The 9781-nt window shown below is 36.9% G+C and carries 9 protein-coding genes; 1 reads left to right on the top strand and 8 read right to left on the bottom strand.

The features are described from left to right. Positions 1-1363: hypothetical protein (locus ABWO41_RS11385; protein WP_353137790.1), on the top strand; the 1363-nt coding region annotated here is incomplete at its 5' end. A gap of 52 nt (positions 1364-1415) precedes the next feature. On the opposite strand, the gene ABWO41_RS11380 is transcribed toward ABWO41_RS11385, so the two are convergent. The 8 genes from ABWO41_RS11380 to ABWO41_RS11345 form a co-directional block, all read right to left on the bottom strand. Beyond that, positions 1416-2672, bottom strand: a complete 1257-nt coding sequence (locus tag ABWO41_RS11380) for a pyridoxal phosphate-dependent aminotransferase (RefSeq protein ID WP_353137788.1) — start codon at positions 2670-2672, stop codon at positions 1416-1418. A gap of 99 nt (positions 2673-2771) precedes the next feature. Continuing rightward, a complete protein-coding gene (gene argH, locus ABWO41_RS11375; RefSeq protein ID WP_353137786.1) occupies positions 2772-4103 on the bottom strand; it encodes an argininosuccinate lyase in 1332 nt (443 codons plus the stop codon). 89 nt (positions 4104-4192) lie between these two features. Then, the gene (locus ABWO41_RS11370; protein ID WP_353137784.1) at positions 4193-4552 is read right to left on the bottom strand and encodes a four helix bundle protein; all 360 of its coding nucleotides are present in this window, start codon (positions 4550-4552) and stop codon (positions 4193-4195) included. 79 nt (positions 4553-4631) lie between these two features. Further along, a complete protein-coding gene (locus ABWO41_RS11365) occupies positions 4632-5699 on the bottom strand; it encodes a M20 family metallo-hydrolase (RefSeq protein ID WP_353137782.1) in 1068 nt (355 codons plus the stop codon). A 6-nt stretch (positions 5700-5705) separates the two neighbouring features. Further along, complete coding sequence (gene proC, locus ABWO41_RS11360; RefSeq protein ID WP_353137780.1) at positions 5706-6524, bottom strand: pyrroline-5-carboxylate reductase; 819 nt, start codon at positions 6522-6524, stop codon at positions 5706-5708. A gap of 45 nt (positions 6525-6569) precedes the next feature. Continuing rightward, positions 6570-7364, bottom strand: coding sequence for an acetylglutamate kinase (gene argB, locus ABWO41_RS11355; RefSeq protein ID WP_353137778.1), 795 nt, complete (start codon positions 7362-7364; stop codon positions 6570-6572). Continuing rightward, positions 7365-8312 carry a Rossmann-fold NAD(P)-binding domain-containing protein gene (locus ABWO41_RS11350; protein WP_353137776.1) on the bottom strand — a complete coding sequence of 316 codons (948 nt, stop codon included), beginning with the start codon at positions 8310-8312 and terminating at the stop codon, positions 7365-7367. 133 nt (positions 8313-8445) lie between these two features. Further along, positions 8446-9576, bottom strand: a complete 1131-nt coding sequence (locus tag ABWO41_RS11345) for an aspartate aminotransferase family protein (protein WP_353137774.1) — start codon at positions 9574-9576, stop codon at positions 8446-8448. Between the last annotated feature and the right edge of the window lie 205 nt (positions 9577-9781).

Below are 9781 nucleotides of genomic sequence, written 5' to 3'. Positions count from 1 at the left end.
GAAAGAAGGAGCCTTTAGCTCTATTAAAACTTTCTTTATAAAGGATAAAATCCAGGAGAAATATTGCGTATTGTTAAATGACACAGCTCGTATTAAAGGCTTTCTTTTTGATTCTACTATGAATTTAGGCGATGAGTTTGAAGTATATGGGCTTGAGCATGAAGATATTATTGGTGGATATATTCATAAGGATAAGATCTCGATATTCGCAAAAAAGAAAAAAAGCTCCTCCATTAAAAATTTAGTTTTCAATTTAACAGATAAAAATGCTGTTATTTATGAAATTCCTTTTAAGCCTAAAGACGATAAATTTATAGGGCAAATTAATCATAAAGATGCCTTCCTATATGTAACGGCGAATAAGAAGCTGCCCCTTATAACCGTTTTCAGATTCTCTGAGAACCATGTAGATTCTTTAGTTTACAATCTTGGTAATCTGGATAGTTCATTAAAAAACGACTTATGGCAAACTTTAACAAAAAAGGAAACAGGTTCCGATATTATAAAATTTTCCAGATCTTCAGATGTAGCTATAGTCCAGCCTGATCTGGAAAGCAGTATTGAAGATGCAAATTCTCCAAATAAAATTTATTTAGAAGATGATAGACTTTTACTAACAATAGACAAAGTAAGAGGCGAAACCATGTTATATTATCTTAACTTAAATAAAGCCGATGATATATCTTTCAAAACTATTACTCGCGAAATTCCCTCGCCAACTCCTAGTTCAGCAATATTTTCTCCTCAATTTAACTCCTTTGTGTTAGATAAATTAATTTATTATGTCGATGTGGATTTAAACAAGCTACGCCTAAACATACATGATATCAATACCGGAAAAGAATTAAGTAAATTTGAAGCAAAAGCCAGTGAGAATATTACATTTAAGAACACACCGGTCATGCAGGAAGGGTCTCTATATACTTCGAGACCCCGTGAATTATCAAAGACAATACAACTTCTCAGAAAAATCACCAACGGAAGGGCGGTTGTTACGGCGATTGAAAACTCAGGCAATCATGAGGTCACCATTGGAGCTTTTAAAGAGGTTAAACAATCAGGAGGGGGAATGATGATGGGCGCTGGTTTTGGAGGTCCCATGTACGTATCTTATGGTGTTGGATTCGCATTGAGCTGGAATAAACTTACACGATTTAAATCTTTATTCAATCCTCAAACAGGGGCACATATTAACGGCGAGATAGGCTTATCCGCATACGAAAAACTTCAAAACTTTATTGAAGAGACCGATATACCCAAAAAGAGCATAAATGTATTTTCCCTAAATGGCAAATATTATTTAAGCTCGTATACGGAAGAACCAGGAGATATAACAATAACAGAGTTTGTAAGGGATAATTAAGAAAGCTGTAGACCCTGTAAGCTTTTCTATACAAGTTCACAGGGTTTTCTTATTACCTCAACTTACCCAAAGCTTCTTTCAAATCAGGCAGTTTAGACACAATTTCCTCTTTTGAACAAGCCCCTACAGAAGCTCTGAACCAGCACATATCATCAGTACCAAAAGAAGAGAACGGAACTAATGCCACATTAGCTTCTCTGATTAGATAAAAATTCAAGTCTGTTGATTTTTGGAGCAACTGGCCATCTGGAGTAGTTTTTCCTAAATAGTCTATTTTCAAACTTAGATATAAGGCTCCCATCGGCTCAATGGCATCCACCGCAAAGCCTTCGTTTTTTAGACTAATAATGCCTTCATAAAGCGCATCTAAGCTAGATTTAATTTTAGATTTAAACAAAGCCAGAAAAGTATCAACTGCCTCCTTTTGATCCAGATATTTCGCCATAGCAACTTGCTCGGCTTTTGGTGCCCAAGCCCCCATATGCCCAACAATCGCTTTCATTTTATCCATTACCTCTGCCGGACCAAATCCCCAGCCAACCCTTACTCCGGTTGCTGCGAAACATTTAGAGCTACCATCAATAAAAATGGTATAATCTCTCATTTCCGGCATTAATGAGACCGGATTTACATGTTCATGTTCTCCATAAGTCAAATGAGCATACATTTGATCATACATCAGATAAAGCGGCTTTTCTCCTGCTTTACGAGATTTGTTCTCGTCTACAATTAATTGACAGATTTCTCTCAATGCAGATTCACTAAACATTGTTCCGGTAGGATTCAATGGCGAACACACTGCAATTAAAGTCGCTCCTTTTACGTGAGGAGCTAAATCGGCTGCTGTAGGTAAAAAATTATTTTCCGCACTTACAGGTAATGCAACAGCATTTGCAGAAAGCAAATGCGCATAGTGATTATTATTCCATGATGGTGTTGGGAAAATTACTTTATCACCGGGATCTACTACAGATAAAAAAGTCCCATAAATTAAAGGCCTTGATCCGCCAGAAATTAAAATCTCATTTTTAGCAGCGTAATCTAATCCCATTCTATCTTTTAGAAAACGGGACACGCTTTCACGTAATACCATCACGCCATCTGCCGGAGGATAATTTGTTTGATTTTCTGCATAAGCATCAACTATATATTGCTTCAGCTCCTGAGGGATAGGATAAACATTAGAATCAAAATCGCCAATAGTTAAATTGGCCACTTGAACTCCCCTACTTTTCATCTCGTTTACTTCACCAGCAATTTTTATAATTTCTGAACCAATTAAGGTTGATGCTAATACAGATACTTTCATTATATATTTTAGAATTACGATTTTAGATTTTGAACTACAAAGGGCTTCGCAAAGTTCACAATGTATTATTTTGTAATATCCTTTGTCTAATACAATCTACTACTTTACTAATTTCTCAATAGCGCTTTCTATTTTATCGAAGTTAAATTGTGCCTGGAGATTTTGCATTGCTGTTTTTACTTCTGCTAAATTCAAATTCCCAATACTTCCTTCATGCGTATGATTTACTTTCCTATCTGTTACAAACTGCCCCGCTTCAATATCTAACCCTACTTTCTTATAGGCTTCACGGAAAGGCAAGCCTTCCAAAACCAGATTATTTACAACTTCGACACTAAACAAATAGGTGTATTTTTCGTCATTTAAGATATTATTCTTGATTTTAATATTCTTCAACATCAACTTGGCCATATCCAAGCAACTCATTAAGCTTTGGAAAGCCGGGAAAAGATTCTCTTTTAATAATTGCATATCTCTGTGATAACCCGATGGCAGATTGGTTGTCAACATAGAAATAGTATTTGGTAAAGCTTGCAACTGATTGCTTCTGCCTCTGATCAATTCCCAAACATCGGGGTTCTTCTTGTGTGGCATAATGCTTGAACCCGTTGTCAATTCATCAGGGAAACTGATAAAACCAAAATTCTGGTTCATAAACAGACAGGCATCCATGGCCATTCTATTTAATGTTGCTGCAATGGAAGACATTGCCTGCGCTAAAATACGCTCGGTTTTTCCACGTCCCATCTGAGCATAAACCACATTGTAGTTAAGGCTTTCGAAACCTAACAAATCTGTTGTCATTTGACGGTTTAAAGGAAATGATGAACCATAGCCGGCAGCAGAACCCAATGGATTTTTATTGGTCACTTTAAAAGCGCCCAACATCAATTCTAAATCATCAATTAAGCTTTCTGCATAAGCACCAAACCATAATCCAAAAGATGAAGGCATAGCAATCTGCAAATGCGTATAACCTGGCAATAATTTGTCTTTGTGCATTTCAGCCAAATCAATTAAAAGATCAAAAAGCTCTTTTGAAGATTTAACCAATTCTTCGATCTGATGTCTGAAAAACAGTTTCAGATCCACTAAAACCTGATCGTTTCTGGAGCGACCGCTATGTATTTTCTTTCCTGCATCACCCACACGTTGAGTCAATAATAACTCTACCTGAGAGTGTACATCTTCTACCCCTTCTTCTATGGTAAATTTTCCATCAGCAATTTCCTGATAGATATTCTTTAGTTCCCCTTGCACCAATACTAGATCCTCATCTTCTAAAAGGCCAATGCTATTCAACATCCTCGTATGGGCTAAAGAACCAAGTACGTCAAAAGCTGCTAAAAACAGGTCCATTTCTCTATCTTGACCAACCGTGAATACTTCTACCTGATTATTTACCGATGTGTTTTTTTGCCAAAGCTTCATGCTTAATTACGATTTACGATTTACGATTTACGATTTACGCATTCTTCAAAGGGCAAATCTAAACCTCAAATCTCTAGTATAAAAATTCGTTATGTTTTTATTTTATCTCTGATTGTATTAATTGCCGACACAATAATAGATAACAGTTCATTCCCTTCCTTTTCTAATTCGGCTATTTCTCCGGATAAGTCATTATTGAAATGCTTCAATAAATCCAGAAAATGAAGTGTTTCATCTAATTCCTCTTCAACAATTTTTAATTTATTGATAAAATCAGCTGTTGATTTTGCTCTACAAGCCGCCCTGTAATTTGCACTGGAAGAACTGCTGCATCTAATTAATTGATTGCTGTAGTTTTTATTAATAATATTAAATGGCAAAGAAGCTATCAGTTCTGCATTTGCTATTGCAAAATCTCTAAATCTTGATATTAATTCTTCTTTTGTCATTTTATTTAGATCTCAGAATCAAGATTAGCAAGGACATCATGCAAATCCAATTCTAAAATCGTAATTCGTCCTTCGTAAATCAATTAATTCCTTCCAATAACTTAATATACATTTCAATTCCGTCTCTAATCTCATTTACGTAGATAAATTCATCTGCGGTATGAGACCTGGCTGAATCACCCGGCCCACATTTTAGTGATGCAATATTCAACAGAGACTGATCGGACGTTGTTGGAGAACCATAAGTTTCTCTTCCCAAAGAAATCCCATATCTCACAATTGGATGATCCATTGGAATTGACGATGGCTTTAAGCGAATAGATCGTGGCACTACTTCTGCCTCTACATGTTGTTGAATAACTTCCAAAACTTCTTCGTTTGTATAAGCATCGGTAACCCTAACATCCACTACAAACGAACATAAGTCTGGAACAACATTATGCTGCTGAGTTCCTGTATTGATTACAGTTACCGACATTTTTATAGGTCCCAAAGTCGGTGAAACCTTCTCAAACTGATAATCTTTGAACCAATGAATATCTTTCAAAGCCTTGTAAAGCGCATTTTCTCCTTCGTTTCTGGCAGCATGTCCTGCTTTTCCTTTAGCATGACAGTCTAAAACCATTAAACCTTTTTCGGCAACGGCCAAATGCATTTGCGTTGGTTCTCCGACAATGGCAAAACTACATTCCCCCAGATCGGGAATAATGGATTCTAAACCACCTTTACCTGAGTTTTCTTCTTCAGCCGTAGCTGCCAAAACAAAATTATATTTCAGATTTTGTCTTTCATAAAAATGTCTGAAGGTAGCAATTAATGATACCAGACATCCTCCAGCGTCATTGCTTCCCAATCCATATAATTTTCCATCTTCAGAAACTTCCGGATTGAAAGGATCTTTTGTATAACCTTTATTGGGTTTTACTGTATCATGATGTGAGTTTAAAAGAATTGTAGGTTTAGCGGCATCAAAATGCTTATTGAAAACCCACAGATTATTTCCTTTTCTACTTGGAGTTATTCCTCTTTCGATTAAAAAAGCCTGAATCAAATCAGCTGTTTTATCTTCTTCTTTGCTAAATGAAGGTATCGCAATTAGCTGTTTTAACAGCTGAAAAGCATCTTCAAACAAATTATCTACAGACATTTCTAATTATTTATCCTGATTTAACAAGTTACCTGCTTTTTGTCCAGCCAAAGTTATACCTTTAATTAATGCCGAACTGTAACCATTATGTTCCATTTCGTTCAGTCCTGCAATGGTACAGCCTTTCGGAGAAGTAACTTTATCGATTTGAACTTCCGGATGTGACTCCAATTGAATTAACAAATCTGCAGCACCTTTTACCGTTTGCGAAGCCATTTCCAGAGCTTCGTGTGCATGGAACCCCATCTGAACGCCTGCTTCTGTTGCTGCTCTAATTGTTCTTAAAAAGAAAGCTATACCGCTTGAACAAAGCGCTGTTGCAGCAGGCATTAAATCTTCTTTAATTACCAAGGCCACACCAACTGTACTGAATATATTTTTCACCAGTTCTACATTTTCTTTGCTTGCCTGGTCTGCTGCAATACAAGTCATAGATTGATTAATAGCAATTGCCGTGTTAGGCATCACACGAATAACCTCTATATCTTTATTCAATTTTTTTTTGATGTCTGCTGATGAAACTCCACTGATGATAGAAACTATTAAATGTTTTTTTTCATCAATTACCGGAGAAATTTCGGCTAGCACATCGTCCAATTGCTGAGGCAATATTCCCAAAATAACAATATCTGCTTCTTGAGCAGCCTTTAAATTATCTGTACTTACCTGAAATCCTTTTGCTTTATATTCTTCTAAAGCAGACAAGTTCCTTCTCGTTAGGGTTATAGAAGAAGCCTGATACATTCCAGACCTTGACAAGCCAAGAGCAATGTATCCTCCCATATTTCCAGCGCCCAGGATGGCGATTGAGTTTTTGTTTGACATGGTTAACTGTTTTCTGACCAGAATACCTGCTTGATTTATATTTCGTTAATTTTGGTATAAGCAAGTCCCAAAGTCTTTACCTTGATTAATATCCGATAATTTTGCTGCATTTCCAATATAGACCTCTTTTACACCATTTGCTATGGCATCAAAAGCATTCTGGAGCTTTGGCAACATACCATCTGCAATAACGCCTTGTTGAGTTAACGCTTCAAAATAGTGTGGATTTATTTTTGCAATTACGGAATTGTCATCGTTAATATCTGTTAACACACCGTTTTTTTCGAAACAGTAAATCAACTTGGTTTCATACCTGGAAGAAAGACCAACAGCCAGTGCTGAGGCAATCGTATCAGCATTTGTATTTAGCATTTGTCCTTTTCCATCATGTGTTAAAGCTGCAAAAACAGGAACTAATCCTGCTTCTAAAATTTTTGCTAAAGTATGATCGTTAATTGAAGTTTCTGTTAAATCTCCAACAAATCCAAAATCTACTTCTTTAACCGGACGTTTAACAGCCTGGATAACATTTCCGTCTGCACCTGTCATTCCAATAGCATTTGTACCATTGGCCTGAAGCTTAGCCACGAGGTTCTTGTTTACTAGGCCGCCATAAACCATCGTTACAATTTTCAACATCTCGGCATCCGTAATTCTACGACCATTTACCATTTGGGTTTCTACTCCCAAACCCTTTGCAATTTGCGTAGCTATTTTTCCCCCTCCGTGAATGAGCACTTTTGCACCATCCAATGCAGAAAAATCTTTTAAAAATATATCTAAAGCATCAGGATTATCGATGACATTTCCTCCGATTTTAATAATCCAAAGTGGTTTCATCTATTTTCCCTCCAACATTTTTTTCAATACCGCCTGTGCTGCCCAAACCCTGTTATTTGCCTGGTTAAGTACCAATGAATTTGGTCCGTCTAAAACTTCATGAGATAATTCCAAACCTCTTCTTACCGGAAGGCAATGCATTACACCTGCATTATTAGTCAGTTTTAACTTCTCATTGGTTATCATCCAACCATCACCATCAGTTAAAATCTTGCCGTAGTCGTTATAAGAAGACCAATTTTTAACATACACAAAATCGGCTCCAGCTAACGCTTCATCCTGATTGTTAGTGACCACTGCATTTCCCACAAATTCAGGGGCTAAATCATATCCTTCCGGATGTGTAATTACAAAATCGTAATCTGCTTTGTTCATCCATTCGGCAAATGAATTGGCCACCGCCTGAGGCAAAGGTTTTACATGAGGGGCCCAGGTTAATACAACTCTGGGTTTGGTTGTTTTCTTTAATTCTTCTATCGTAATTAAATCTGCGAAACTTTGTAGAGGATGTCTGGTTGCCGATTCCAAGCTAACAACAGGACATCCGGCAAACTGAACAAATTTATTAAAGATCAATTCCGAATAGTCTTCTTCCCTATCTTGTAAACCCGGGAAAGAACGAATTCCGATGATATCGCAATACTCTCCCATTACACCGGCAGCTTCGCGAATATGTTCTACGGTTGTTCCATTCATGATCACACCATCTCTGGTTTCAAGCGCCCAACCTTCCTTATCCATATTCATTACCATTACCTGCATTCCCAAATTCATAGCCGCTTTTTGTGTACTTAAGCGCGTTCTTAAGCTCGGATTTAAGAAAATTAAACCCAGGGTTTTATGTTTCCCTAAGTTTTCAAATGCAAATGGGGATGATTTTAGCTGGATAGCTTCTGATACCAGTTGATTTACATCATTAACATCGTGTACAGAAGAGAATAGTTTCATGGTCTTAAAAATTATTTGGTATGATCTATATCAATCAAATTTGGTACTAATATTTACGAACAAAGCTAGTTTTTATCTTCCACATTTCCCGGTTTGATAAAAACTAGCTTCGATTTTTTTTCATTTTTATTGCTTAATCAATAACTTTCTTCAATGCCGTTAAGAATCTATCGGCATATTCTTTTGTTAAATTAAGTGCCGGCAATAGTCTAATTACATTCGGTTTGGCTTCACCCGTAAAGATATGTTCGTCGAAAAGTAATTGCTTTCTTGCCTGACTTAGTTCTTCTGGTAACTCTATTCCAATCATTAAACCCAATCCACGTACTTCTTTTATTCTGTCGATTTTCTTCAGCTCGGCAGTCAGATAGCTTCCTACTTCTTCTGCATTTTTAATCAATTGGTCCCTTTCAATCACCTCTAATACGGCTAATGCTGCCGCACAAGCTAAATGGTTTCCTCCGAAAGTTGTGCCCAACATACCATGCCAAGGTTTCAGTTTAGGAGAAATGATAATCCCTCCGATAGGAAAGCCATTGCCCATTCCTTTTGCCATAGTATAGATGTCTGCATCTACGCCAGCATAATCATGTGAGAAGAATTTACCACTTCTGCCGTAGCCACATTGTACAGCATCTGCAATATAATAAGCTCCATATTCATCACATAAGGAACGTATAGTTTTCAAGAATTCCACATCGGCAACTCTAATTCCACCTACACCCTGAATGCCTTCTATAATTACGGCAGAAATTTCAATTCCAAAATCAGCGAAAGCTTTCTTTAATGCATCAATATCATTATGAGGCAAGAAAATAACATTGTCGGTTTCATTAACCGGCGCCACAATTTTCGGGTTGTCTGTTGCAGAAACGGCCAACGAGGTTCTTCCATGGAAAGCCTTGGAAAAAGCTATGATTTTCTTTCTCCCATTTGCAAAAGAAGCTAATTTAAATGCATTTTCATTGGCTTCTGCCCCTGAATTACACAAGAAAAGTTGATAATCCTCTTTTCCAGAAACCTTCCCTAGTTTCTCTGCCAATTGCTCTTGCAAAGGAATTCTGATGGAGTTTGAATAAAAACCAATTTTATTTAGTTGCTCTGTAATTCTTGATACATAATGAGGATTGGTATGTCCGATAGATATTACGGCATGACCGCCGTACAAATCTAAATATTCCTGACCATTATTGTCCCAAACAAGGCTTCCCTGGCCTTTTACAATTTCTATATCATTTATTGGGTATACGTCGAATAATTGCATAACTATTAAGCTAAAAGCTGCAGGCTAAAGGCCTAAAGCTTTCGTATTGATTTTATAAGATTAATTAGTTTAGATTTGATAGAGCTTTCAGCCTTAAGCTTTACACTTTTAGCTAAAAACACGAGGCTTTCAACCTCAATCCTTCTTTCTCGTCAAAACCAAACATCAAGTTCATATTTTGCACTGCCTGACCAGAAGCGCCTTT

The sequence above is a fragment of the Pseudopedobacter sp. genome (assembly GCF_040392825.1).
Classification (GTDB): Bacteria; Bacteroidota; Bacteroidia; order Sphingobacteriales; family Sphingobacteriaceae; genus Pseudopedobacter.
This window is presented reverse-complemented; position numbering and strand designations above follow the sequence as displayed.